This window comes from Vibrio sp. Isolate33 (assembly GCF_022397895.1).
GTDB classification, from domain to species: Bacteria; Pseudomonadota; Gammaproteobacteria; order Enterobacterales; family Vibrionaceae; genus Vibrio; species Vibrio pomeroyi.
On sequence record NZ_JAKEUP010000008.1, the window covers coordinates 126,673 to 149,293 of the forward strand.

The window sequence follows — 22,621 nt, forward strand, 5'->3', positions numbered from 1 at the left end:
TCTGCCTTTTTCGTTTGGTTAAACAGTTCTCGATAAATTAACTATTCGTACAAGTATCACAGTATCAGTGAGCTGATGGCAGAACAGGTATAAGGAACATTCCTAAAAGATAATCTGGGCTTGAAACGGTAACGTTTGCTTAATAATGAACCTCATTCGTTAGCAAACTCGATTATCTTACCCTTACAGTCAGTAATAGATTGAATAGTTGGGTAAATAAGTAAATAATATCGCCCCGTTTACACGGGGCTTTTTTCTATCGGAGGCACAATGCTTTACCGTCTAGCCAGAACTGGCTTTTTCCAACTTGATGCCGAAAAGGCACATGATCTTGCAATTCAAAATTTCAAACGCTTCACAGGTACACCTATTGATCTTTTGTATCGCCAACAATTACCTCACCGACCTGTAGAGTGCATGGGTCTTACTTTTAAAAACCCAGTTGGCCTTGCGGCTGGCTTAGATAAAAACGGCGAATGTATCGATGCATTTGGCGCAATGGGTTTTGGTTTCGTAGAAGTAGGGACTGTTACTCCGCGTCCGCAAGCGGGTAACGACAAACCTCGTTTGTTCCGTCTTGTTGAAGCAGAAGGCATCATCAACCGCATGGGCTTTAATAACCTAGGCGTAGATAACCTTGTTGAGAATGTTAAGAAGTCGAACTTCGACGGCATCTTAGGCATCAACATCGGTAAGAACAAAGACACACCAATTGAAAAGGGCGCTGAAGATTACTTGATCTGTATGGAGAAGGTATATCAATACGCTGGTTACATTGCTGTGAACATATCTTCACCAAACACTCCAGGACTTCGTTCTCTTCAATACGGCGAAGCACTAGACGATCTATTGTCTGAACTGAAAACGAAACAATCTGAACTAGAAGAGAAGCATGGTAAATATGTTCCTCTTGCTCTTAAGATTGCACCGGATCTAAGTGACGACGAAATCAGCCAAATTTGTGAATCATTGATCAAAAATAAGATCGATGGTGTGATCGCAACAAACACAACATTGGATCGTTCAATCGTTGAAGGCATGAAGCATTGCGACGAAGCGGGTGGTCTAAGTGGACGTCCAGTTCAATCTCGCAGTACTGAAGTTGTTCGTAAACTTTATCAAGAGCTTGGTGACCAACTGCCGATCATCGGGGTAGGTGGTGTTGATTCGTATGTTGCTGCAAAAGAGAAAATGATGGCAGGCGCTAAGCTTGTACAAGTTTACTCTGGTTTCATTTACAAAGGTCCAGGCCTTGTAGGCGACATCGTTAAAAATCTTTAAACGGCAAGACGCTTTTATTTCTGAAAAGCGACAATCTGGCATCGTCTTAATAAAAGAGACACTGTAACTCACTGAGTTGTAGAGAAAAGCGACAAGAAAGAGGAATTCATTTCCTCTTTTTTTTTGCCTATTGCTCAGTAAAATTACTGTAATTGAAGGTAATTTTGCGTTTTACCTAATGGAATGGTTCAACAGTGTGAGACGAAATGATGCTTAAACCTAGCGATACATGGAGTTGGTATTACGATGAGCAGCAATGTTCATTAATGCTAAACCTCGGAGAGGATATGATTTTCAAAACGAATCTGGTCCGCAATAAGCTGGTGGACTGCGCGTTTAGAGATAATGAATTCACCGTTGATGACGCATCTTCATACCAAACCTTCAAAGAACAAATTTCTGGCTTAGAACTGTCTGAGCCTCGCCAAGCTGAACTGGCACTTTATTGTGTGGCAGCAAAGCGCTTCCATAAGCCTGTACAGCCTAAGAGTTGGTTCTTCGACTCACAAGGCACTGGTCATGAATATCCTCAAGAAGGGGATATTGTACAAATGAATAACGAGCATAGCTTAGGGTATTTCATTGTATTAGAAGTGGGAGAGTGTGCGAGCCTATGTGCATTTGTCGACCTAGAAGAGTTCCTATTAACGCCTTCAAAAGGGCTTCGATTTGGAGACTCAATTAAGGTGATGCACGATAGAATGATAGACGCGAACGCTATCCTTCATCAGACACACATAGCGATGGTGGGTTAACCTCCAATCTAGTACATCATTTCTACCACGCATCGCAGCACACAAACGTATAAATCTTCCTCAGAATCGGCTTAATAGCCGATTTTTTTGTGCCTAAAAAACCTCACCCTGATAAATACATCACTGCTTAACCATTTAAATAGTGAACTTACGACTATTTTTTCACCTTAATTTCTGCCCATTTTCATCGCCAGAAGAGTAAATTTACCATCTTTATTCCCTGTTTTTGGTCTTTTGTAGCTAAGTTTCACCCATAAGTTACCTTTGGTATATACCAATTTTAGGGTGAATATAAATTCACATTGCTACTTTGGTTAATAAGTGGTCAGAAATGAAGTTGGTTTGATAGGTCTTATGTTCTAAGGGGATGTGGGTAAGCGATCGCTTCAAGACTGTGCATTTGCTAGCCAGTTAGTCGAAAGATTCAATGAAAAGACGCGTTTAGTGTGATGCTCTAGTTACAAATTCAGGTATAATCGAGCTCATTTTTATCAATAAAAGAACACTATGAATCAATATCTAGCGGTTACCTCAAACGGCCTTGAGAATTTATTAGTTGAAGAACTAACCCAACTAGGGATTACAAACGCAAAACCTGTTCAAGCAGGTGTTAAATTCAAAGCGACCAATGAGCAAATTTATCGTTGTTGTTTGTGGAGCCGTTTGGCTTCTCGATTTGTACGTGTCCTTTCTGAATTCACTTGTATGGACGACATGGATTTGTACCTTTCAACCACTGCGGTTAACTGGGTAAATCAATTCCATAGCTCTAAGCGTTTTGTTGTTGACTTCAATGGTACGAACAACGAAATCCGCAACAGCCAATACGGTGCGATGAAAGTAAAAGATGCCGTTGTTGATTGTTTCGAGAAGAAGTCCTTGCCTCGTCCTTCTATCAGCAAAGAGAACCCAGATGTTCGTATTCACGTTCGTCTACACCGTGATAAAGCGATTCTTGGTGTTGATATGGTGGGCAGCGGTCTCCACCAACGTGGTTACCGCCCAGAATCAGGTCGTGCTCCGTTGCGTGAAACACTAGCTGCTGCAATCCTTCTTCGTAGTGGTTGGGATGCAACGAAACCTTTCTTAGATCCTATGTGTGGTTCAGGTACGTTAGTGATTGAAGCTGCAATGATGGCTGCAAACCTAGCACCGGGTGTTAAACGTCAGAAGTGGTGTTTTGAATCACTAGAAGATTTCGAACCTGAGCTTTGGGCTGAAGTTAAAGCAGAAGCGAATGTTCAAGGCCGTCGTGGCGTTAAGAAAGTAGAATGTAAGTTCTATGGCTACGACAACGATGAACGCATGATCAAAACAGCGCGCGACAATGCTCGTCGTGCCGGTGTTGAAGATCTGATTGAATTCGAAGTAGGTGATGCAGCAAAACTTAAACGCCCTACAGAATTTACTGATGGCGTGATTGTTTCTAACCCACCTTATGGTGAGCGTCTAGGAACTGAGCCTGGTCTAATTGCACTTTACACCGCATTCGGTGCGCAACTTAAAGCTGAATTTGGTGGTTGCAACGCATCTATCTTCTCTAGCTCAGACGAGCTACTAAGCTGCTTACGCATGCGTGCAGACAAACAGTTCAAATTGAACAATGGTGCGTTACCGTGTCACCAAAAGAACTACTCAATTTCAGATCGTCCGATATCAGAGCGCCCAACAGGCGAGCAAGAACAATTGATTGCACCTGATTTCGCGAACCGTCTTAAAAAGAACATCGGTAAAATTGGCAAGTGGGCTAAGAAAGAGCAATTAGATTGTTATCGTATCTACGATGCTGACTTACCAGAATACAATGTAGCGATTGATGTATACCCAGGTCACCTTGTGATTCAAGAATACGCAGCGCCGAAAGATGTACCGGAAGAGAAGGCTAAACGTCGTCTGACCGATATTATTCGTGCTTCTATTCAAGTAACGGGCGTTGAAGCAAACAACGTTGTGCTTAAAGTTCGTCAGAAGCAGAAAGGTCGCTCTCAATACCAGAAATTGGCTCAGGACTCATCGAACCTAGAAGTGAACGAATACGGCGTTAAGCTGATTGTTAACCTTCACGATTACCTAGATACCGGCTTGTTCCTAGATCATAAGATCACTCGTCGTCGTATCGGTGAGATGGCCGCAGGTAAAGATTTCCTAAACTTGTTTGCTTACACAGGTAGTGCCTCTGTTCATGCTGCTGTGGGTGGCGCGCGTTCTACGACAACAGTAGATATGTCTAATACCTATCTAGAGTGGGCTAAAGAGAACATGGAGCTTAATGGCCGTGTTGGTCGTCAACATCAGTTTGTTCAAGCTGACTGCCTACAATGGTTGGTTAAAGAGCAGGGCTCTTACGATCTGATCTTTATTGATCCACCTACGTTCTCAAACTCTAAGCGTATGGATCAATCTTTCGATGTTCAACGTGATCACATTCAGTTGATGGAAAACCTTAAGCGTCTTCTTCGTGAAGAAGGCACGATTGTGTTCTCTAACAACAAGCGTCACTTCAAAATGGACTTGGAAGCTCTCGATGAGTTAGGTCTTAAGGCTCAGAACATCTCAGCTAAGACACTTCCTTTGGACTTCTCTCGCAATAAGCACATTCATAACTGCTGGTTGATTACACATAAGTAGTTAAGAGATTGTATAAGGATATATAGTGCTGACTCTCTACAGTACAGAAGGGTGCCATCTATGTGAGATGGCATTCCAACTCACGGAACAGTTAAACATTAGCCATCACGTCAACGTTGTCGACATTGCATTTGATGATGAGCTCTTTTCCCGTTACGGGGTCACTATTCCGGTGCTCAAATTTGAAAGCTCTGACCTTTCTCAAAGCTCAGAGCTTAACTGGCCATTTGGCTTGTTAGAACTTAATGATTGGTTAAAGAAGAATGGCATTACTTACAATTCATAATGGGCAATTAGCGTTTGGCGATCACCCATTATTAGATCGTGCGGACTTCGCGCTGCAAGAAAACGAACGTGTGTGTTTAGTAGGGCGCAATGGCGCTGGTAAGTCGACATTGATGAAAATCCTATCTGGAAACATCATCATGGACGACGGCAAGATGCAAATCACGCAAGATGTGGTTGTGTCTCGTCTGGAACAAGATCCACCGCGTAATGAGCAAGGTACAGTTTATGACTACGTTGCTGGTGGCCTTGCTGAAATCGGTGAACAGCTGAAGATCTATCATGATCTTCTGGATCTCATCGCGACAGACCCAAGTGAAAAAAATCTAAATCGTCTTACTCGCGTTCAAGAACAGCTGGATCATGCCAATGCATGGCGTTTTGAAGATCGTGTAAGCAATGTATTGGCGGCGCTTAAGCTGACTGCAGAAACCAAACTGACGGATTTGTCTGGTGGTTGGCAACGTAAAGCAGCACTTGCTCGTGCGCTTGTGTGTGACCCTGACGTGCTTCTACTTGACGAACCGACTAACCACCTGGATGTTGCGACCATTGAATGGTTAGAGGGCTTCCTGAAAGACTTCCGCGGTTCAATCATCTTTATCTCGCATGACCGTGCGTTCATTAAATCGATGGCAACACGCATTGTTGATCTTGATCGCGGTAAATTGAGCTCATTCCCGGGTGATTACGAAAACTACCTTGTTGAGAAAGAAGAAGCGCTTCGTGTTGAAGAAATGCAAAACGCTGAATTCGATAAGAAGCTCGCTCAAGAGGAAGTATGGATTCGTCAAGGCATCAAAGCTCGCCGTACTCGTAACGAAGGCCGTGTACGTGCGCTTAAGAAGCTACGAGAAGAACGTTTGAACCGTCGTGAAGTGCAGGGCAAAGCTGTTATCCAAATCGATGATGGTCAGCGTTCTGGCAAGATTGTATTCGAAGCAGAAAATATTAACTTTGGTTTTGAAGGTAAAGAGATTGTTAAAGACTTCAGCTTCAACATCATGCGTGGCGATCGTATCGCTCTGATTGGTCCTAACGGTTGTGGTAAGAGTACTGTGCTTAAACTGCTTCTTGACCAGCTTAAGCCTGATTCAGGTCGTCTGCATTGTGGTACTAAGCTTGAAGTCGCTTACTTCGACCAATACCGTGAAATCCTAGACCCTGAGAAGTCTGTAATTGATAACCTAGCGGACGGTAAGCAAGAAGTGACAGTAGGCGGCCGTGAGCGTCATGCACTAAGCTACTTACAAGACTTCTTGTTCTCGCCTAAACGTGCTCGTACTCCTGTTAAAGCACTATCTGGTGGTGAGAAAAACCGTCTGTTATTGGCGCGTATTTTCCTTAAGTCGAACAACTTGTTGATTCTCGATGAGCCAACCAACGATCTAGATATCGAAACTTTGGAACTTTTAGAAGATTTGCTTGCCAACTATCAGGGTACGCTTCTTTTAGTGAGCCACGATCGTCAGTTTGTTGATAACACAGTGATGACAAGTTGGATCTTCGAAGGTAATGGCGTTATTGAAGAATTTGTTGGTGGTTACCATGATGCTCAGCAGCAAAGAAAGCAGGCATTAGAGTACCGACAGGTTGAAAAGCCATCAAAGCCTGAGAAAGTAGTTGAGGAAACTCCCAAAACTGCGCCAGTTAAGGCTAAACCTAAGAAGTTATCGTATAAGCTACAACGAGAACTAGAAGCGCTACCAATGCGTTTAGAAGAATTGGAAACTCAAATTGAAACTCTTCAGGAAGAAGTCAACGATCCAAGCTTCTTTTCAAAATCTGTAGAGCAGACACAACCAGTATTAGATAAGCTATCTGCAGCAGAGCAGGAGCTTGAAGTTGCTTTTGAGCGCTGGGAAGAGCTCGAGGCACTACAACAGGAAAGTTAAGAATTAATAATGACTTGTACTAAATTTAAATTAACAACAGTTGCAGCATTAGTTTTTGCTGCAACTAACGCCAACGCTGCGCTTTACAAGGTAGTTGAAGTAAAGCCATCCTTTGCCGATGACGCTAAAGTATCTGAAATTTTTGGTGTAGCTATTCAGCCAGCGACCGTTTCTGGAACAGAGAGTTGTTTTACTACCGATAGTGTCGGTGGGGTTGCGTGTGACGACTTTAAATTGGCTGGCGAGACTCGTAATGCTGTTGACGGTATCGGCTATCGAGAGGAAGTCCCTTTCGCTATGGATGCTCCGTTCCAATACATTCAAGAACGTGACGACTTTGAAAACTACTGTTACCGAGAACTTAGATACTCAACTTGCGAAAGCTGGGCGGACAATCGCTGGGCAACTTGGAGTAAAGAAAGCGATCTTAGTTATGTGAATGCGAAAGCGTTTGTTGGTGAAGGTGGTGGCTCTATCAGTTCGTTTAACGTATCAATTACTGCTCTTGATGATTCAGGTGCGCCTTTAGGTATTGAATCAAATGGTAATGACATTCGCTATAATGCATTAACAACTGTGCCTCTTGTAGCATCGTCAGAGTCTCGTGCTTGGGGCGCTTTAACTGTTGATAATGCCGGCACAGATATTGTTTATAACTTCGGTAGTATTTCTGTTAAAGGTCCGGCAACCGAAACTTCAAACACGACATTTAGTTCAAAGGCTGCGATCTGGAAAGATGGCGAAGTTCACGAATTTAACTGGACTCGTGGTGGCAATGCTCAAGAAGGTGATTACTTTGCGCAGGGGAGCATGCGTGACCTTGCAGTAAATGATGGAAAGCTGTACGGCGTTGGCTTTGATACAGTTAACGGGAATGGCGAGCTACAAGACATGAACGCCAGTGTCTTTGTGAGTGACTCATTAGATATTTCAGGAGCGACTTGGACAACGAAAATTATTAGCGGTGCTGAAGTTAATTCAGGTTCGTCGAATGATGATGCTAGATACAGTAACTCTGTAGCAACTGACATCAACGATAACTTGTTTGCTGTAGGCTATTCTAAACGTAATGGTTATGTGCCAGAGAGCGGCAGTGCAGGCAACAAGATTTTTGTTGTGACTGATGCATCTGCAGCAACTCCAACTGCAACGTACTTGTCTGGTGGTATCTTCTTCGGCGGTTCGAGTGGTGAAGCTAAAGCTGTCAACAATTTCAATGAGTTTGTAGGTCAAATAGATGCAGAAACGACTCGTGAGGTTGATGGTAGTGAACGTAGACATCGTGGTTTTATCTATCCTTACAATGTTTCAACATCGACTGATGAACGTCGTGTAGACATCTTTAACGGCCAAGCTTGGTGGTTAGATGATCTAACCAATGACGGCAACGTTTCTGGAGACAACAACAAGTTCCGAATTATTGATGCTTCTGACATCAATGATGCGGGCGTTATTTCTGCTACTGCTATCAAGTGTACAGTAGGCGGAACAACTAAAGCGTATGATACAACGGCACATAACTCTTACTGTGGTGGTGCTGCATCTAACGCAGTAGAAGAGGTTGTTGCAGTTAAGCTAATCCCAATTGCTGGTGCTACTAAAGCTGATATTCAGACGCGTAGCACTGATACAGAGAAAGTTGATCGCCAAGGCGGTAGTCTAAGTTGGTTAACTTTGACTGTACTTGGTCTATTAGGGTTCCGCAGAAAATTTAAATAATTTTATCTCTTGAGCCCGAGTTCACAATTCTGAACTCGGGCTTTTTTTCACCTTGAGAAAAGTAAAAAATTGTTCGATTCTTAAAGTTGGAGTCACAAAAACTCCGCAAAGTTGTAATCATTGTATGTTAGTAAATGGAACACCCGTATGAGGACTGCACTATGAAGAGACAAAAGCGTGATCGACTAGAACGAGCACAATCTCAAGGTTACAAAGCTGGTTTAAATGGTAGGTCGCAAGAAGCTTGCCCATATAGCCAAATGGATTCTCGGTCTTATTGGTTAGGTGGTTGGCGAGACGCCAAAGATGATAGAAATGCAGGTCTCTATAAATAGATAGGGCGCAACGAATTCAAGGTCAGGGCTCCATTGTTGATTGCAACAATTGGAGCCTTGTTAGTTTCTGAGAGACAAGAAGGGATTGGACTCGAAATGGTGCGTGAGACGGTCTAGTCGCTCTTGGTGAGCTCTCTTGGTAGGCGTAGCTGGTGGACTGATATTAATCCTATTACTAAAGTAGCAATACATCTTAGCGCACTATAACTAAATGTATTGAGGTGAAAATAAAGCAGCCATGGGCTGCTTTATTAAAAATCTAATATTTAATTAGAATGCTGACGTATCTTGGAAAAGGCCAACTTTCAAATCTTTAGCAACATAGATCTCTTTGCCATCAACCAGCACGCGACCATCTGCAAGGCCCATTACTAGGCGACGGTTAACAACACGCTTCATGTGGATCTCGTAAGTTACTTTTTTCGCAGTAGGTAGGATTTGACCTGTGAATTTCACTTCGCCAACACCTAGAGCACGACCTTTACCTTCGCCGCCAACCCAACCAAGGTAGAAGCCAACAAGCTGCCACATTGCATCAAGGCCTAGACAACCAGGCATTACAGGGTCACCAGGGAAGTGACAGTCGAAGAACCAAAGGTCAGGAGTAATATCCAGCTCAGCAAGAACTAAACCTTTACCGTAGTCACCTTCAGTTTCAGACATTTTAGTGATGCGGTCCATCATCAACATGTTCGGTGCTGGTAGTTGAGGGCCTTGTGGCCATAGTTCGCCTTGGCTTGATGCTAGAAGCTCTTCGCGAGTGTAAGAATCACGTTTGTTTTGCATTATCAATTACTCCGATTTTTGATAGGTGCATATTAGTGAACAGGTGTACGCTAAACAAGTCCGATCAGTACTAGACAAACCAGTTTTTAATGCGTCCAACAATTCCAATAGGGTGCTCATGTCTTTCAAAGTTTTCAATACGTTCCGCGATTTTACTCAGAACGCTTTCTTGTTCGTCGTCTCTAAATGGCTTGTTCATAATGAGAGGAATGGCTTCATCTACATTAGACACAGACCAAATATGGAATTCTTCATTCTTGATGCTTTCAATCAGGTCAGGTTTTAGCGCAAGATGTTTCAGGTTCGATCTTGGAAGGATCACGCCTTGTTCGCCTGTTAAGCCTTGGTGCTTACATACATGATAGAAGCCTTCGATCTTCTCGTTTAATCCGCCAACAGCTTGTACACGACCAAATTGGTCCACTGCGCCTGTTACTGCAATCTGTTGATTGATTGGGTATTCAGACAAAGCGCTCACCAAAGAACACAGCTCCGCAAGAGAAGCACTATCGCCATCGACTTCGCAATATGATTGTTCAAACACCACTGAAGCTGCATACGGCAGGGGATCTTCAAGGTTCAGTGCACTACTTACGAATGCCTGCATGATCATCATGCCTTTTGCGTGAAGGTTACCACCAAGTTCGGCTTTTCGTTCCACATCGGCAATATCACCATCACCAAAGTGAATAACACATGAAATTCGTGCTGGCTCACCATACGATATCGGGTGCCCCGGAACATCGATAACAGTCAGACCGTTGACTTGCCCAACTTGTTCACCTTCAGTTTCGATAATGACTTGGCCATCTCTAATATCATCAAGTGCGCGTTCTGGAAGGTACGACTCACGGTTGTATTTGTGCTGCTGGGCTTGTTGAATATGGTGGATGTCAATCTCACCATTGTCAGCCTCAATCAAAGCCTCGTTGAGTAGCGCATTGTGCCAAATTGGACACAGTGGGATATAGCTTTGATCTTCAGTTTCTCTTGCGCCAGCAGTGAGAATTCCAGTCAGCGCTTTCTGCGTAATATTTGGAAGATCATAACGCTGTTGAAGCCACTTAAGGTATCCAAGGTATTGAATTAAAGTCTCTTCTGAAATTTTAACGTCTTGTTCTATCTCACTGAATAGACAAAAACCCGTTTGAATATCGCTGTCTAGATAATCAAGGTCACCTAATTGCGCTCGGTCTCCAACTACAATCAGCTTAATGTTGTAGGTAAGAGGTAAAGTCGGAGATTGATTAAGGTGCTCAGGGTTGCTGTTGATTGGCTCTACGGCTTCACCAAGAAGCGCAGATTTTAGCAATAACCAGCTTCCTGGGTTTGCCAAGATCAAGTTTGCTGAAACGATCAGGTAACCATTGTTTGCTCTTGCCAATAAGCCAGGTTTTGTCGCAATAACTTTGCCGTCTTTTGATTGAACTTGGTCAAACAGAGAAGCAGCATTTAAAGACTCAGTTTTTATAACCGGTAGAGTATGGTCATCTAAAGCCGTAACTAAAGATTCAACAATCATTTGACGATAGATCGAGTTGTCCGGAGCGTTTACGAGTAAAACACGCGAAAGGTTAGATAAGCGGACAAAGCGTGTTAGCGCGTCATTGAATCTATGTTGAATGTCTGAAAACGGGAAAGGCGAGATGTCAGGGAATTGCTCTAATTGAGCGCTATATTCGTCGTACTGAGGCGTAACATGTCGCCAATCTACTTGAGTCATTTAAGTTTCTGATTATGATAATGAGGTAGGGAGTATATAGAAAAACCGATCTCGCTTGTAGCTCTATGTTGTAGTTACTAATCACTAAGCTAATATAAGTATGATCTTGGTCTATTCTTTGAAGACTATAATTGTTAAATAGCCCTTTATGGGTTACGCTGTCACTAGGATTAACTCTCGAGATTAGACATGAAATATCAGCAACTTGAAAACTTGGAATGTGGTTGGAAATGGAACTATCTGGTCAAAAAATGGAAAGAAGGTGAATCGATCACCTGCCATATTGATTCAAGTGAAGCTGATGTTGCTATACAAGCCTTATTGAAGCTCGAACACCAGCCGACAGGCGTTCTTGATTGGATATCTAATAACATGTCTCCAGAGCTCGATAACAAGCTTAAGCAGGCTATCAGAGCCAAGCGTAAGCGTCACTTCAATGCTGAACAAGTTCACACTAAGAAGAAATCGATCGACCTTGATTATCGTGTATGGGAAAAACTTTCCCAAAGAGCGAACGAGTTGGGTTGTACGCTATCTGATGCCATCGAATATTTAGTAAGCGAAGCATCTCGCAGTGAACAAGCTAGCAAGACAGTGACTAGTCTCAAAGAAGACCTGAGTAAACTCCTTTCTGACGATAAATAATCATAAACTGTAATGGTGACATTATGATGTACGTAATCTTAATTGGTGCAGCGTTGGTTTTTTGGTTAGTCGCAATTGATAGACCAGTACTAAAAATCCAATTCAACGACGGGGCGATCGAGCAAGTTAAAGGTCATCTACCACCGAGCTTTAAACATAACCTTCAAGAGATTGGTCATAACAATGCTTTTAAAGGTGAGTTAAAAGTGTATGCGAAGCGCTCAGGTTACAACCTTAAATTTACTAAAGACGTACCAAAAAGCGTCCAACAGCGTATTCGCAATGTGTTCCCGCATAATGGCTTTAAATCTAAAGGTTCAAAGAAGGCGTAATTGTCGATCAATATGTCTTACGTAGTAAACTGTCATACAAAGCTCATTCCCAGCCTACCTTAAACTCCAGCATACTGTTCTTAACTTTTACTAAGAGAGAACAGTATGAGATATCTCGTATTCTTGTTGTATTTTTTATCCTCAGCCGCCGCATTGTCCGACGATTCATTAATCAATCCTGTTGCAAAGAAGATCAAAGACACCGTCATCAAAGGGCTAAATAAAAGTCACGTTGATATGAATGGCTATTGTGACCTTATGATTGAGATGAAGCACTCTAAGGGTTATACAAGAATCAAAAACGTGAGGACATCGGGAGATAGCAAAGTCTGCAAACAGGCAAAGAAGCACTTACCAAAGAAAAAAAAGTTCAAATACAGCTTTCCAGAGAAATACATTCGAATTCAAGTTATGGGTTAGCTAAAAATGATGCACTATAACTAAATATCCTTAATTTTCTTGAAACAATTTCGTGAACCAATCTCTAATTTCTATTAATATTAGTTTTATTATCAAGGCAGGATATGCCGACAAAAGAACGCTTAGGGCAAAGGAAAGTCACGGTTGTTGTTAGCAAATAAAAGTTATTCCCCTGAAGTCATAGAAATCTCTAGGAAAGTTTCGATCAACGTCGAGGCTCGTTTTACAAAGTGGTTAATATCACCCCAATATAAGCTTGAGCAGTCTACGGTTGATACACTGCTAAGTTTAGAAAATAGATATTGTGATAGTGTTATTTTCGATGAAGCCGACCGTATTTCTCATAATCAACGTATTTTATTACGTTGCGAACAAGACCGAGTGAATGCACGTCGCGAGAAGGTGGCAGCTAAACAACAGACATTGCGATATGTGATTGACGATGTCAGCGATGCGGCATCTGCACTAATGTTAGAAAAGTTGCAAGGAACCTTAATCAGTTCATTGTTTTCAGAATTACCAGACTACAATCAGTTCGCTACTGTAGCTTATTCACCATCTTTAAACTTTTCTAAACTCCATGAAATATCGGCGAAAAGTAGGCCGTTGAGCTCAAGTTTAATCGAATTTGTTTCTAACCGTGAGTTCACTGAAAAGTACGGTAAAAAATCTAAAGTTATTCTCGATCCTAAAGTGGCAGCACGCCAAATTGGCATTGAGAATTGTCGCTTATTATTCCCTCTGTTAATGAGCCAGCAATTGATTAAGTGGAACGATGGCAACATCAAACACATCACGCCAAAGGTGTGGCAACACTTAGTCGTTACCTCCAATGCAACACGAATTCGTCTTCAAGAAACATCGGTTAAAGAACCCAATGTAGGGATTCTACTTGGTGTTTTGAGAGTTCTACCTTTATTTTTGATTTGTAACCATTTTTCATCGACTTTTGAAGATGCATTGGTGAAAACCATGATCGGGTACCGAGATGCAAGTGACAAGCATGATGAATATTATGCTTGTACTGAAATTCTTCCCAACACTCAGTTTCTTGAGTCCATGGTAGAGCAGCTAGAACTTAAACTACTTAAGAAGCTCGTTGAATTCATAGATTGGAGCCCAAGTAATCAATTTATTAAGAGGGCACTTCTTGAGGAAGTGAATGACATTCCTGTACTTGAGAGAACAATCTATGGTGCGGCTTTGGCCCAGGGAAGAAAGTTCTCTATTTTCGAAGCTTTAGATAACAGCGAGTTATTTAACGTCAAGCACCGGCCTTACTGGTTTTCTACCGTTCAAATGTCTTTGGCAACGATCGAAAAAATGCAAGATCGAGTGCTGGGCAAATTGACGAATACTATGTAGTTAAAGAGAGCCGCATTGAAAGTGTGGCTCTCTTTTGTTGCACTGTCACTTTTTAATGCTCTGATTTAGATAGATAAAGTCTAACTGACGACTTCGAACGTACATGAATCTCGCTTGGCTACAGCCTGTTTCACGGGGATTCCAAGGCTTTGACATGTCATCAGGACCTTTAGCTTTCTGTCTGCAGGGGCGTGCTCTGAAAGGATAACCGCGCTTAAACACTCTTTATTTAGATACAACTTATTTCCGATGATCTCTTCATCGGATAACACCCAACGAAACTCCTTTTCATAACACCAGTTTGAATGTTTAACTTTAAAGATGTCTGTTCCCAGCTTTGAAGTTCTTGACTCACTTAATGATGCTAAGCTGAATATGTTTGGGTTATCTTCATATTGGACTTCAAAACAGTTGAGGTTCAGCTCCCCGTCATAGTTATTGAGGTCATACTCGATACACATACCTTTGAAGTTGTCGCCATATTGAGACCAAAGTATTGGATGGTTGTTCGATTGAGAGAAGCACATAACCTTGAAATTATTCTGAAGTCTTGTGTCGCGCAGGACGTTGAATTCAAATGGGTTATTAAAGGTTTTAGCGTAATCAAACCATAACGAGCACTCAGATATAGACTGTATGTTTCTATCGTGGAGCGATCTGAACTTATAAAGTTTAGGCAACATATCAAACACCTAGTTTACAAAATTGCCTGATGTTAACACTTTAACCCACAATAGAAGCCTGAATGCATAGCATTTGATTGCTCAATCACTTAATTTATTCATATAACTGCTTGATAGATCAAAATTTAAACACTAAATGGTGGTCTGTTTAAGTCTTTGTTTTACTGTGTGGAACTAGGCAATAAATCTCTCGGATTTTTCGAATAAGATACAACGTAACTTTATTCGTGGTGAAAGTCACTCTATAAAGTTGAAGTCGAGTGGGGAAAGTGAACGTTTAAAAGCCGAACTCAAAAGAACGGCTTAATTTGAAATAAAGCTTACGATTGAATCTAGATTAGAAATGGTACCTTGCACCGATGTAAGCCGTTTGAGATGAAACATCGACGGAGTCTATTTCAACACGCGCATTTCGGTAACCAAGATGAATATCGATATGGTCTGTAATGATCGCACCAAGCTCACCGCCAACCTGATAAGCCGCTTCAGATTCCGAACCTGACATTCCGAACGCTTTTGCTTTCATATCCATAGAACCAACGCCAGCTAATAGAGACACATACAGATCTAATACGTCACCTTTAACAATAAACTTAGGCTTAATATTTACAAAGAAAGCTTGTCCTTCAACATCCATTACATCGCTATAGTTAACTTTTCCGATTTTGCGGTACTCGGCCTCCAATCCTAGTTTAACAACATCGTGGGTATTGAATTCGTAGCCGCCAACTAAGTTATAGCTGAAGTCTGATAAATCAGATGAATCTTCAATTGCGCTACCACGGTATTCTAATTCCGTTTCATTATAAAAGCCGACGTCAACACCTGCATAAAAATGACCATTTACCCTAGAAGAGTTCTCGTTGTCACTTGCAAACGCGTGTGAGCTGACACCAAAAGCGGTGAACAAGGATAGGGCGATCATACTGATTTTCATATTAATCCTTTTAGATAATGAGTTTTTTATTCCAGAAGATGTTAACAAACAAAAGAGACACTAGTTAATGTGAAATCTGTCTAAATATCTGATTTTAAAGACTTACTAGTAATAGATATGTCAGCATCTCAGTTGTAAGACAAGTTATGGTCGTCTAGGAAGTGACGAGTAGGATTCGTGTTGCGTTGTAACTTTTTGTCAACTGAGACAGCTGCTTAAGTCGAGTGCCGTTACTTAATTAAGCTTGTTATTAATAACAAGGCTAAGCAAAACTAGGAAGCTGTGGAAGCTACTGATCACAAATGATGTTGGTTGATAGAACTTGGTAGTTAACACAGTCTTCATAGAAGCTTGCTAAGGAATACGTTGGGTTTTCTCGAGTACTTATTAGCTCTGTGAGAAGAAGTAGCCAGCTTTCTTAGTTCGTTGGTAATAAGGGTTCAGTAGGCAATTTTTGATCTGAGTAATTAGTTTTAGAAATAGAGTTTCTTTTTTTGTTGTTGGCGTTCAACGTATCGATCGAGGTTCAGGATTAGTTTGAATCGGCTTTGGTAGTTGGACACTGCAGAATGATTGTCGTGAGAAAATTTAACTGGATGATGGACAGCTCAAAACAGAACTCAGCGTGTGGCGTTAGGAATAAGTGCGGTCGTGTGTGTGAAATCTGGAACAAAACTGCCAAAATGTACACAAGATTCGCATACAACACCGCAGTTATAGGCATAAACAGAAGCTATTGTAAGTTAGAGGATTCAGAATAGAAGTTCTCGTTGGTAAAGTTTGTGTTCAGAATGAAATAAACGTTAGCCAGATATATAGTTATTAGCTTGAAGGACTCATAAAGAATATCGGTGAACTTAAGAAGCTGAGTTACGAGATGCAACGGTTTTAACGCGAAACGATGATAACAATGCCCTTAGAATTGATTATATACCACTGCGTATTATGTCACGTTAAGTTAAATAAACTCTTATTATTCATAGTGTTATCATTAATTGGCTCATGTCGTTTTAATTGCTTTCAGAGGTTGGAGGGCGTTAGGTGACTAAAAACCAACTTTTTAGAGAATTCTATTGCCGTTTATCTCTAGAGGAGACTGCGGAACTATGTTTTAAAAATGTGACGACAGTCAAACGTTGGGATAAAGGAAATCCTATTCCGAATGAATGTAAGAGATTGATGAGGCTTTGTTCTTATAGAGAAGTTGGCATTTCTGATGACTGGGTAGGGTTCTATGTCGAAAATGGAAAGTTTGTTTTGCCAACGGGACAAAGATTGACTGCAAGCCAAATACTGTTAGGGGCTGCTCTATTAGAGATAGGGTCTAACGAAGATCAGAAAACAGCCAGTTCACTAATAAGGCTTGCTCGTTGCATTGCCAAAACACTTAACAAACCCACCACATAAACGCTATCGCCGTTCGGTGTTCATCAAGCTCCAAATTAAGGCTATGAGCCAACCAGTACCAAAGAAAAGACTACCAACTATGTTAAGTGTTGATATTGCAGTTTTATGTGGGTGGTCTTTTCGTCTTGCGATGGTTGTCGGTAGTAGAAAAATGTAAATGATGATGCTGAATGCAATCACATAGAATATAAGTTCCACGATGCTGCCTTATAGTGTCTAGGGAGGGGCGAGTTACGATATGTTTCTCATGAGGTAAAACTTAATGTGAGGTCAATTTTCTTCTAGAGATTTAATCGCCATTTTAATCTCGGAAATTGGTACGTGTTCACCAGCGTTGACCTTTCTTAATCTTTCTATATGAACTGGCGAAACTTCATGACTAATTGAGACTAAGTGAGTATAGGTTTCAATCATCCTATCAAAATCTTTTTGTGTCAGTTTAAAAGCAGCCTTGTTTCCACAAGAGCAGCAAGACCAATAGCCAGATTTTTCTTTAGCAGATTGTGAGTTTTGAGATGCCCAGGCTAGTAATACAAATAGCCCACTTATGACAAAAATCACTAAGCCAGTCGAACCAAACAAACAGCTAAAGAAAAAAAGTATAATCAAAGAAACGAAGTACATTACGTGATTTACAGAACCCAGTATAAATTGCTGCTCTGTTACACAATCACAACTACTGCATATCTTTTGACGTATTTTCATTACTGTAAGCCTTGGAGTATCAAACTGAAAAAGAGCTCCGTAATTTTACGTAAATAACATATGCCGTACTAATCGAAATAAATCGCTTTAAAACTCGCAAATACCGCAGTGTCATGGTTAGTGACTGAACTATCATTAGTGCGCATTATGTCTGATTATGTTTAATGCTGCATATCTTATAAATGTAGTGCAACCTCTTGTATTTAGAGGTTTTATCATTGAAGTATCGCGAAATGAGTAAGAATTACATTTTTCGAGAGTTAGAGTGCCAAATGACGAAGGAAGAGGTTGCTGAACTGTGTTTTAAAACTGTGAGGACTGTCACGGGTTGGGATGAAGGAAAACCGATACCTCCTGAGTGTAAAAGACTTATGCGTATGGCAAAAGGTCGAGAACTCAGCGTTAGTGATGATTGGGACCAGTTCAAAATGTTATACGACAGTATGGAGCTGCCGACAGGTCAAGTGGTTAGGCCGCAGCAAATTTTGGCAGGAATAGCGCTTTTGGGGATTCAATCAGAGTTAGAGATTAAGACTTCAACACACTTGCTTAGCCTTGCTAGAGCGATAGCTAATATCAAGAAATAGGATTAGAAAAGTATAGTTGTATCAAGGCGAATTCAAAGGCTAGGCTATCTCGCAAACTAGGTGGCTTTTTCATGATATGGTTAACTCGACTGGCGCAAAGATAGACCTTGTTTAGTGGATTAGCTAGCCCTCCTTTTAGGTCATATCAAGGAGAAAGAAGCCGGACTCATTGAGTTCGGCTTTTTAAAAACCATATAAAGACTAATATGTTACGACTTTTTATTGTATACAAAATTGCGGATTAGATGTTTAATACAACCCTTGTAACGGTTTAAATAGGAAATACTTGATGACTGCGGTAATCCCAAGCGTTTGTAAGTTCGATAATGAAAAGTACCAATGTAATGGTTGCGACAAAACCTTCACGTTAGATCAAGTGCATAAGAAATGGCGTTGTCCGGAATGTCAGAAAGTGATTGATATCTATGCAGTTAATGGCAAGACAAAAGTTGTTATCAACAGAATCGAGCCAACTGCTCTTAAGGCTAAAGCTTACATTTACCTGACAAAGTACGTACATTTAGGGCCTTATGAAGTTAAGAGCGTAGAAACGTTACAAAATGGTAAAGTAAAAGCGATGATTATTGGCAATGGACCAGTAGAGTTTACACATGTTCAGTATGTAAATCGTCATGAAGGTGGTTGGAGTTAGTAGAATTTTCATTATAAAAAACCGGACATTGCATCCGGTTTTTTATAAGCAGTGAATAAAGAAAGAAACCAGCTCAAACACTGTGAGTTATTTGAGAAATTCTCGTTAACCTCACACTTTCTTCATGCCAATGTCATAGGTGTAGTTCTGTTCGCTAATGTTTTCGTAATATCGCATAGGTAGGACTCGGGATCATCATCGCTAGTATCAGCTCATGAGTTATTTTGTAGTCATTAAGTTAGTTTGCTCATTTTTTTTTTAAGATACTGAACGACTACACCTGAATAGGGGTCTAGTCTACCTTCCTGGTTTACTGTATTGTACCTCGTCAACAAAGACCTTATCTCTACTTGAGTACGCGTTCCTCTTCGGCGACTTAGTTCTTCTCTAATCCCCTCTAAGGCTGCTTTTCTATTTCTTACAAGCCACTTTTGATTCAAATTAAGTACAGATTCTATTTGTGTTAGGAAGTCAGCGTCACTGGATACGATTTTTCCTGTGCTTTTGTATTCAACAAGGTTTTCAATATGCAGCGTGCTTGAGGGTGAATATTTTAGCGTCTGCGAACCCTTTTTTGTATCGCAGGTTTGCTGCTTGCCAGGTTGGCCTTCATTTCCAAAACAACAACCTAGAAGGTTTTTGTAGTCAAGTTGTAAACTAGCGTGAGAAGCTTGACAGTTAAAGTGTTCTATCTTCATTGAGTCTTCAGAAATAGCACTCATGCAGTACGCACATATGAACCCTTGCTCCGCTAGCAATGCGCTTCTAATTTTCTTTTTAACTGTATCGAAACCTGGTCCATCATAAATCGCATCCGGGGAAGATCTATAACGCCTTAGTTCAATTGGTTCATTTGCCTTGTTAATCTTCTTCATCTTCACACCACTCATAGGCTGCTTTTAACCTGACCCTCATTTTAATAATTTCTGGGGTACTACCTTTGGTTTGAATTTCAAGCTCATCTATTAGCTTATGTGCGTGCGCTAAAGACGTAGTAGTTTCTTCATCAATTAAATTAGAGATCTCTTCGAGTTTTTCGAAAACGAATTGTGACTGAGAAAGTTGCTCTCTATCCTGTGGGGTCATTAACATGTCTAAAACATCACTACTATCCAGCCCGAATGTTTGCTTAGGCCTAACTAGAGCGACGCTTTCATTTGATTCCTCAAGTATAAATACATGTTTAGGGTCAACTTCGCTTAAAACCAAAGGGGAGTGGGTTGTCAAAAAAAACTGACAGTTAGGAAAATTTTCGACAAGTTTATTTGCAAGCTCTCTTTGCCACTTGGGATGTAGATGTAAGTCAAATTCATCGATTAATACGATCCCATTACCGTGCAGAGGGTTTTCTCGTGAGGGATTTAGAATAATCAGCCTTCGAGCTATATCTAAAACTAAAGCCAACAACGTTTTTTCGCCTTGAGATAGTTTCATCACGCTAATCGAACTGTTGTGTTTGCGTATAACAAGGTCGAGGTACGGCTCTACTTGTACACGAATATCCGAATATCCTTCCATGAAATTCGAGATTACCTTATTAACGAGCTCTCTTACTTTTAAAAGTTCACTTGTTGATGCTGAAGAAGCATCAGTGTGGTCAGTTTCTTCATCACTTTTTTGTGAAGCCAACTGAGCGAAATCCTCTATGGATAGAGAGTCTTTTCCTAAGTGTATCATCTCAGATAATTTAGCTAACAAATCATCGTTAATTTCTAACGTCCCTTTAGCCACAACGTTGTCTGAGTTGGCTTTGCGCTTGCTCAGAATATCGTCAATATTTTTATACCATTTAAAAAAACTACTGAAATCTGTTTTTCCAGTTAATGATTTATGGTAAGCATCAAATTTATCCGTGTTCGTAGAGGAGTATATGTCGGTACTCTTAATATCCTTAGGGTTTACATCATAAGAACGCATAACGTTGTAATATGACAAGAGAGGTAGATTAAAACTTTTATCATATTCGTTGGCTATCTTATAAAAAGAACCAACTTTTTTGATATCAGAATATTTACTTCTAGTTTTGACTCTACCATCTTTACTTTTAGATAATTCGATGTCGGCGGAAAGTTGACTATTAAACTTAATGTTTGTAGTTACAGTACTATAGATTGAACTATTAAATATGTTAATGTCCTCTAGTTCAATAAAGTCTCCAGAGCCTCCATTTTTGTTAATGCTAATACTTAACCAACTTAAAGATAGGTCGATTGCATCTAAAATAGTGGTTTTGCCAGCACCGTTATTACCGATAAAAACATTCAGATTATCGTCAAAATTTCTAAGTTTTAAGCTATCAAAAAGACGGAAGTTCTCTATGTTTAGTTCAGTTACTTTTAGGTTCTGATTTTTGAATATGTCAAAAGCTTTATGCAAGTAAGCTTCAGATTGAGCCTCATCTTTGTCTACAAACTTTCCCTCCTTGAAGTAATCGGAAAGCTGTAAAGCAGAATAAAAGTTACCTTGCTTGGCCTTTGCTTTTAGAGAACGGATCGTCTTTTTAAAACTGATTTCTCTATTCATCGCCTTTATCCCTAATTAGTTTAGATAGAACATCAAAGCCATATTTTTTAGATAGCCTGTCTACAAAATGGGGCTCTATGTTCTGAGCAAATGATAGAAGACCTTGTACGTAATGGATATCATCCGTATCTAACTGTTTAACCGTATACTTATGTACAAGCGCCGAAATTAACCTTTTGCGTTCTCTTCCTATAGAAAGTTCACTAGCGTTATTAATTGTCACGCCAGTGATATGCCTATTGTGTGCTTTTGAAGCAAAAATAGTCTTAAGTTCGTTAATGAGGATTTTATGACTGTAATCTTTTGTTAAAGTATCTTTGACTAGCTGAGGTATGTTGAAGAGAACATCCTTCTTATTTGTTGAAAATGTTAAGTCATCAGCGTAGCGAGTATAAGTAATCTGCCTTTTTAGGCAGTGCAATTTCATTTTGGCGTCAAAAATAGACATAACAAAATTTGAAATTAGTGGTGAGCTCGGAGCACCGACACTTAATACCAGCTTCTCATCGTGAGATTTCGTTTTATTCCAGAACAAAAGACGAGTGAGAAGCGACATCTCAGCATTGGAAAATCGAATTCCTCGCCTTATCAAAATATCTTCAAATAGTTCTGGGTCAATACTGTTAAAAAAGTCGTTAAAGTCCATTTTTAATAAGTACTGATGATTCTTATGCATTTGGGCATTATCTTTGATACTGAAACCTGTTCTATATGCGAAAGCTGCAGGGTGCACAGTAAGTGCTGGTTTAAGGATATCAGTCAAAGCTCGTTGATAGTCTTTTAGCAGTTTAGAAGGGTGTGCAATTACTCGTCTGCCTGAAGTTCGCTTAGGTATTGTGTATACCTTGTACTTGTTGGGAGCATTGTTAGCGAATGACTTTATAGAAGACCTGGAACGTCCCAGCTTGATTTGTAGTTTTGAATATAGTTGTTGTCTCATAGTATCCAAGCTAGATAT

22 protein-coding genes are annotated in these 22,621 nt (G+C 40.6%); 14 read left to right on the top strand and 8 right to left on the bottom strand.

The window, feature by feature from the left end; genetic code table 11:
- Nucleotides 1–270: 270 nt before the first annotated feature.
- The 7 genes from pyrD to rmf all read left to right on the top strand — a co-directional run bounded on the left by pyrD (nucleotide 271) and on the right by rmf (nucleotide 8,898).
- Entirely contained in the window at nucleotides 271–1,281 is a 1,011-nt protein-coding gene (gene pyrD, locus L1D37_RS13485) for a quinone-dependent dihydroorotate dehydrogenase (RefSeq protein ID WP_239848217.1), read from the top strand.
- A 206-nt stretch (nucleotides 1,282–1,487) separates the two neighbouring features.
- Nucleotides 1,488–2,036, top strand: coding sequence for a cell division protein ZapC (locus L1D37_RS13490; RefSeq protein WP_050642973.1), 549 nt, complete (start codon nucleotides 1,488–1,490; stop codon nucleotides 2,034–2,036).
- Nucleotides 2,037–2,543: 507 nt separating this feature from the next.
- The gene (gene rlmKL, locus L1D37_RS13495; RefSeq protein ID WP_239848218.1) at nucleotides 2,544–4,664 is read left to right on the top strand and encodes a bifunctional 23S rRNA (guanine(2069)-N(7))-methyltransferase RlmK/23S rRNA (guanine(2445)-N(2))-methyltransferase RlmL; all 2,121 of its coding nucleotides are present in this window, start codon (nucleotides 2,544–2,546) and stop codon (nucleotides 4,662–4,664) included.
- A 25-nt stretch (nucleotides 4,665–4,689) separates the two neighbouring features.
- Nucleotides 4,690–4,950 (top strand): glutaredoxin family protein, encoded by a 261-nt coding sequence (locus L1D37_RS13500; protein WP_019823251.1) that lies wholly within the window; start codon nucleotides 4,690–4,692, stop codon nucleotides 4,948–4,950.
- On the top strand, nucleotides 4,928–6,844 hold the full coding sequence (locus L1D37_RS13505; RefSeq protein WP_057622362.1) for an ABC transporter ATP-binding protein: 1,917 nt from the start codon (nucleotides 4,928–4,930) through the stop codon (nucleotides 6,842–6,844). The genes L1D37_RS13500 and L1D37_RS13505 overlap by 23 nt, the downstream gene beginning before the upstream one ends.
- A gap of 9 nt (nucleotides 6,845–6,853) precedes the next feature.
- Nucleotides 6,854–8,563 carry a DUF3466 family protein gene (locus tag L1D37_RS13510; RefSeq protein WP_239848219.1) on the top strand — a complete coding sequence of 570 codons (1,710 nt, stop codon included), beginning with the start codon at nucleotides 6,854–6,856 and terminating at the stop codon, nucleotides 8,561–8,563.
- A 161-nt stretch (nucleotides 8,564–8,724) separates the two neighbouring features.
- A complete protein-coding gene (rmf, locus tag L1D37_RS13515; RefSeq protein ID WP_010440780.1) occupies nucleotides 8,725–8,898 on the top strand; it encodes a ribosome modulation factor in 174 nt (57 codons plus the stop codon).
- 270 nt (nucleotides 8,899–9,168) lie between these two features.
- On the opposite strand, the gene fabA is transcribed toward rmf, so the two are convergent.
- Both fabA and L1D37_RS13525 read right to left on the bottom strand, forming a co-directional pair.
- Nucleotides 9,169–9,684, bottom strand: coding sequence for a bifunctional 3-hydroxydecanoyl-ACP dehydratase/trans-2-decenoyl-ACP isomerase (fabA, locus tag L1D37_RS13520; RefSeq protein WP_017059675.1), 516 nt, complete (start codon nucleotides 9,682–9,684; stop codon nucleotides 9,169–9,171).
- Between the two features lie 70 nt (nucleotides 9,685–9,754).
- Complete coding sequence (locus L1D37_RS13525; RefSeq protein ID WP_239848220.1) at nucleotides 9,755–11,407, bottom strand: Lon protease family protein; 1,653 nt, start codon at nucleotides 11,405–11,407, stop codon at nucleotides 9,755–9,757.
- 189 nt (nucleotides 11,408–11,596) lie between these two features.
- Between L1D37_RS13525 and matP the strand changes: the two genes are divergently transcribed.
- From matP to L1D37_RS13545, 4 genes are all read left to right on the top strand, one after another.
- Nucleotides 11,597–12,052, top strand: a complete 456-nt coding sequence (matP, locus tag L1D37_RS13530) for a macrodomain Ter protein MatP (protein ID WP_239848221.1) — start codon at nucleotides 11,597–11,599, stop codon at nucleotides 12,050–12,052.
- Between the two features lie 23 nt (nucleotides 12,053–12,075).
- Nucleotides 12,076–12,384: a DUF3634 family protein gene (locus tag L1D37_RS13535; protein ID WP_239848222.1), complete on the top strand. Its 309-nt coding sequence runs from the start codon at nucleotides 12,076–12,078 to the stop codon at nucleotides 12,382–12,384.
- Nucleotides 12,385–12,489: 105 nt separating this feature from the next.
- Nucleotides 12,490–12,804: a hypothetical protein gene (locus L1D37_RS13540; protein WP_239848223.1), complete on the top strand. Its 315-nt coding sequence runs from the start codon at nucleotides 12,490–12,492 to the stop codon at nucleotides 12,802–12,804.
- Between the two features lie 144 nt (nucleotides 12,805–12,948).
- Entirely contained in the window at nucleotides 12,949–14,169 is a 1,221-nt protein-coding gene (locus L1D37_RS13545) for a hypothetical protein (RefSeq protein WP_239848224.1), read from the top strand.
- Between the two features lie 80 nt (nucleotides 14,170–14,249).
- On the opposite strand, the gene L1D37_RS13550 is transcribed toward L1D37_RS13545, so the two are convergent.
- Together L1D37_RS13550 and L1D37_RS13555 are read right to left on the bottom strand one after the other, a co-directional pair.
- The gene (locus tag L1D37_RS13550; protein ID WP_239848225.1) at nucleotides 14,250–14,852 is read right to left on the bottom strand and encodes a DUF2971 domain-containing protein; all 603 of its coding nucleotides are present in this window, start codon (nucleotides 14,850–14,852) and stop codon (nucleotides 14,250–14,252) included.
- 337 nt (nucleotides 14,853–15,189) lie between these two features.
- A complete protein-coding gene (locus tag L1D37_RS13555) occupies nucleotides 15,190–15,789 on the bottom strand; it encodes a porin family protein (protein WP_239848226.1) in 600 nt (199 codons plus the stop codon).
- A gap of 1,041 nt (nucleotides 15,790–16,830) precedes the next feature.
- Here L1D37_RS13555 and L1D37_RS13560 point away from each other — a divergent pair.
- The gene (locus L1D37_RS13560; RefSeq protein ID WP_239848227.1) at nucleotides 16,831–17,196 is read left to right on the top strand and encodes a regulator; all 366 of its coding nucleotides are present in this window, start codon (nucleotides 16,831–16,833) and stop codon (nucleotides 17,194–17,196) included.
- Between the two features lie 270 nt (nucleotides 17,197–17,466).
- Here the strand turns inward: L1D37_RS13560 and L1D37_RS13565 are convergent, their stop codons facing one another.
- Complete coding sequence (locus L1D37_RS13565; protein ID WP_239848228.1) at nucleotides 17,467–17,901, bottom strand: hypothetical protein; 435 nt, start codon at nucleotides 17,899–17,901, stop codon at nucleotides 17,467–17,469.
- A gap of 218 nt (nucleotides 17,902–18,119) precedes the next feature.
- Here L1D37_RS13565 and L1D37_RS13570 point away from each other — a divergent pair, with 218 nt between their 5' ends.
- Both L1D37_RS13570 and L1D37_RS13575 read left to right on the top strand, forming a co-directional pair.
- On the top strand, nucleotides 18,120–18,488 hold the full coding sequence (locus L1D37_RS13570; RefSeq protein ID WP_239848229.1) for a regulator: 369 nt from the start codon (nucleotides 18,120–18,122) through the stop codon (nucleotides 18,486–18,488).
- Nucleotides 18,489–18,777: 289 nt separating this feature from the next.
- Complete coding sequence (locus tag L1D37_RS13575; protein WP_239848230.1) at nucleotides 18,778–19,140, top strand: hypothetical protein; 363 nt, start codon at nucleotides 18,778–18,780, stop codon at nucleotides 19,138–19,140.
- 233 nt (nucleotides 19,141–19,373) lie between these two features.
- Here L1D37_RS13575 and L1D37_RS13580 read toward each other — a convergent pair whose 3' ends face one another.
- From L1D37_RS13580 to L1D37_RS13590, 3 genes are read right to left on the bottom strand one after another with little or no spacing between them, the layout of a single operon-like run.
- Entirely contained in the window at nucleotides 19,374–20,015 is a 642-nt protein-coding gene (locus L1D37_RS13580) for a retron system putative HNH endonuclease (RefSeq protein WP_239848231.1), read from the bottom strand.
- Nucleotides 20,002–21,663 (bottom strand): AAA family ATPase, encoded by a 1,662-nt coding sequence (locus tag L1D37_RS13585; RefSeq protein ID WP_239848232.1) that lies wholly within the window; start codon nucleotides 21,661–21,663, stop codon nucleotides 20,002–20,004. The genes L1D37_RS13580 and L1D37_RS13585 overlap by 14 nt, the downstream gene beginning before the upstream one ends.
- Nucleotides 21,656–22,603 (bottom strand): retron St85 family RNA-directed DNA polymerase, encoded by a 948-nt coding sequence (locus tag L1D37_RS13590; protein WP_239848252.1) that lies wholly within the window; start codon nucleotides 22,601–22,603, stop codon nucleotides 21,656–21,658. The genes L1D37_RS13585 and L1D37_RS13590 overlap by 8 nt, the downstream gene beginning before the upstream one ends.
- Between the last annotated feature and the right edge of the window lie 18 nt (nucleotides 22,604–22,621).

Coding starts and splice junctions, on each gene's coding strand:
- L1D37_RS13590 (WP_239848252.1), bottom strand. CDS start 22,603: ATGAGACAACAACTATATTCAAAACTACAAATCAAGCTGGGACGTTCC.
- L1D37_RS13535 (WP_239848222.1), top strand. CDS start 12,076: ATGATGTACGTAATCTTAATTGGTGCAGCGTTGGTTTTTTGGTTAGTC.
- fabA (WP_017059675.1), bottom strand. CDS start 9,684: ATGCAAAACAAACGTGATTCTTACACTCGCGAAGAGCTTCTAGCATCA.
- rlmKL (WP_239848218.1), top strand. CDS start 2,544: ATGAATCAATATCTAGCGGTTACCTCAAACGGCCTTGAGAATTTATTA.
- L1D37_RS13525 (WP_239848220.1), bottom strand. CDS start 11,407: ATGACTCAAGTAGATTGGCGACATGTTACGCCTCAGTACGACGAATAT.
- matP (WP_239848221.1), top strand. CDS start 11,597: ATGAAATATCAGCAACTTGAAAACTTGGAATGTGGTTGGAAATGGAAC.
- pyrD (WP_239848217.1), top strand. CDS start 271: ATGCTTTACCGTCTAGCCAGAACTGGCTTTTTCCAACTTGATGCCGAA.
- rmf (WP_010440780.1), top strand. CDS start 8,725: ATGAAGAGACAAAAGCGTGATCGACTAGAACGAGCACAATCTCAAGGT.
- L1D37_RS13550 (WP_239848225.1), bottom strand. CDS start 14,852: ATGTTGCCTAAACTTTATAAGTTCAGATCGCTCCACGATAGAAACATA.
- L1D37_RS13565 (WP_239848228.1), bottom strand. CDS start 17,901: ATGAAAATACGTCAAAAGATATGCAGTAGTTGTGATTGTGTAACAGAG.
- L1D37_RS13575 (WP_239848230.1), top strand. CDS start 18,778: ATGACTGCGGTAATCCCAAGCGTTTGTAAGTTCGATAATGAAAAGTAC.
- L1D37_RS13555 (WP_239848226.1), bottom strand. CDS start 15,789: ATGAAAATCAGTATGATCGCCCTATCCTTGTTCACCGCTTTTGGTGTC.
- L1D37_RS13580 (WP_239848231.1), bottom strand. CDS start 20,015: ATGAAGAAGATTAACAAGGCAAATGAACCAATTGAACTAAGGCGTTAT.
- L1D37_RS13510 (WP_239848219.1), top strand. CDS start 6,854: ATGACTTGTACTAAATTTAAATTAACAACAGTTGCAGCATTAGTTTTT.
- L1D37_RS13540 (WP_239848223.1), top strand. CDS start 12,490: ATGAGATATCTCGTATTCTTGTTGTATTTTTTATCCTCAGCCGCCGCA.
- L1D37_RS13585 (WP_239848232.1), bottom strand. CDS start 21,663: ATGAATAGAGAAATCAGTTTTAAAAAGACGATCCGTTCTCTAAAAGCA.
- L1D37_RS13505 (WP_057622362.1), top strand. CDS start 4,928: ATGGCATTACTTACAATTCATAATGGGCAATTAGCGTTTGGCGATCAC.
- L1D37_RS13490 (WP_050642973.1), top strand. CDS start 1,488: ATGATGCTTAAACCTAGCGATACATGGAGTTGGTATTACGATGAGCAG.